The sequence below is a fragment of the Halalkalibacter alkalisediminis genome, assembly GCF_028610705.1.
GTDB classification, from domain to species: domain Bacteria; phylum Bacillota; class Bacilli; order Bacillales; family Bacillaceae_D; genus Halalkalibacter; species Halalkalibacter alkalisediminis.
Window position 1 is genome coordinate 1 of the sequence record NZ_JAQQWT010000111.1, and the last position, 1,497, is coordinate 1,497.

2 protein-coding genes are annotated in these 1,497 nt (G+C 30.3%); one reads left to right on the forward strand and one right to left on the reverse strand.

The features are described 5' to 3' along the window. Window positions 1–160 precede the first annotated feature (160 nt). The gene (locus tag PQ474_RS26055) at window positions 161–511 is read right to left on the reverse strand and encodes a winged helix-turn-helix transcriptional regulator (RefSeq protein WP_089365050.1); all 351 of its coding nucleotides are present in this window, start codon (window positions 509–511) and stop codon (window positions 161–163) included. A gap of 123 nt (window positions 512–634) precedes the next feature. On the opposite strand from PQ474_RS26055, the gene PQ474_RS26060 reads away from it, so the two are divergent. Beyond that, a complete protein-coding gene (locus tag PQ474_RS26060) occupies window positions 635–1,261 on the forward strand; it encodes a nitroreductase family protein (protein ID WP_223439193.1) in 627 nt (208 codons plus the stop codon). The last annotated feature ends 236 nt before the right edge of the window (window positions 1,262–1,497 follow it).

The following is a 1,497-nucleotide window of genomic DNA, read 5'->3' on the forward strand; positions in this document are numbered from 1 at the left end:
GCAATATATTAGTTATTCCATTGAAAGGGCGCTTTTCTGAAATAAGGAAAGTGTCTTTCTTCATGAAAAGGGCCATTATATTGAATAAGAGGTTGCATAAAACCCCACTTTTTTATGCAACCGCCAGGCTTCTTCAGAAGTCAAAAATGTGAATTTAGGTTTAATTATGATCACAATAAATTTGTGGATCTTTATCTATACCTTTTATAATTGCATACTTATTACCCCATTCACACATTGTGTTTAATACTGGTACAAATGATCTTCCTAGATCAGTTAAGCTGTATTCTACTTTTGGTGGTACCTCTTTAAATATTTCTCTTCGTACAAGTCCATCTCTTTCTAATTGTTTCAATTGATCTGTTAAAACTTTTTGTGTAATTCCAGGTATTAATTCGTAAAACTCTTTTGTCCTTACTGATTTTTGGCTCAAGAAAAAGAGTATTAAACATTTCCATTTTCCACCTGCAATGTTCATAAAAATGTTGATTCCAGTATTATAGTTAACCATGTGCTGTCCCTCCTGAATAGGCACTTAAAAGTGGCTATACCACATTTTTGTGCGTTATTTTCTCATTTATTATTGCTTACTATAATTAAAGGAGCAATAAATAAAAATTTCGGAGTTGATAAAATGAGTGTAAAAAATATCTTGGAAAAAAGACGATCAGTTAGACATTATGATTCAAGTTATAAAATAAGTTCAGAAATTCTAACCTCATTAATTGAAAGTGCAAGTAAGTCACCTAACGGAAATAATATTCAAGCAACTCGATACTTAATTATTGATGAACCAGACTTAAAAAATTTATTGCTACCTATAGCTTTTAATCAACATCAAGTGGTAGAAGCTTCAACTTTAATTGTTATGTTGGGTGATTATCAAGCATTTGATAAAGATAATATTATTAAGATACATGAAGAAGGCTTTCAAGCAGGTTTTTTTGATGAATCGCTAAGAGATTATCTAGCGAATGCTGCAATAAAATATTATGAAAATAAATCAAATGAAGATCTAAAGCTAGAATTAACAAGAGATGTAAGTCTTGCGTCAATGTCATTAATTTTGTTAGCAAATGAAGCAGGTTTTGAAACAATTACTATGTCAGGCTATGATTCTAAGAAATTAAAAGCAATCTTAAATATTTCTGATAGGTATTTAGATGTTATGCTTATAGCTATTGGTAAAGGTACTAAAGCCGGTCATAATACCGTAAGGCATAATGTAAATAAGGTAATGTATAGAAACAAAATAATTTAGTGTTCTTATCTGATTATGTGAAATAGGTATACAAATAACTGCGCTTTTCTTATTTCTCAATATCAGTTAATAGAAGATTTGTTGATTATTCAAGAATCGGGCGCTTTTCTGAAATAAGGAAAGCGTCTTTCTTCATGAAAAGGGCCAGATAATGGGATAAGACTTGGCAGTTAAATTGGATATTTATGTTAAGATAATTAGAGATTGTGAAGGATTGTACTTAAAGTAAAGGGCAG